At 43.5% G+C, this 464-nt stretch carries 1 protein-coding gene; it reads right to left on the bottom strand.

Going from position 1 to position 464, the window contains the following annotated elements; genetic code table 11:
- Positions 1 to 213: 213 nt before the first annotated feature.
- A partial coding sequence (locus AC1VNY_RS42630) for a hypothetical protein (RefSeq protein ID WP_482409694.1) occupies positions 214 to 464 on the bottom strand: 251 nt, incomplete at its 5' end.

Here is a 464-nt window from a genome sequence, read left to right as displayed (position 1 = left end):
ATCTTAGTCTTTCTCCTGCACTCGGATCCATATAGTAGAACTGGTAACATACAGTCTTAACCTGGTTTTCCTGTTGTATATACATTAAGAGTCTGTGACTAAGTGGTTAAACCCTTGCCATGTCATATGAAGGATGTGGGATTGAACACAGGCTACACTGTTTTGTTGACAAGTGCATTCTTTTCCAGAGACCCCTAGGATTGTTGCCAGAGTTCATGCTTTGTGCAGTACACTTGGCAGGTGGCGTACCATTTCTGCGGTGAGGGGCATAGCCATATGAAGTAAAACCCAGTGCAACGAAGTCAATCCTTTGGCGTAAAAACCCTTTATATTCATCCTTGCAAACACAGTAAAGCAGGCGTTTACGCAAAAATCAGTCAGAAGCGTCACACAAGGCGCTATGGCTACGCCTGAATTCATAGCAGGTGAACGCAGAAGAAGAAGAAGTATTAGTTGTGTGTGTA

The sequence above is a fragment of the Bradyrhizobium ferriligni genome (assembly GCF_056837965.1).
Note: the sequence above shows the minus strand (reverse complement) of the source record. Positions and strands in the feature narration are given on the sequence as shown.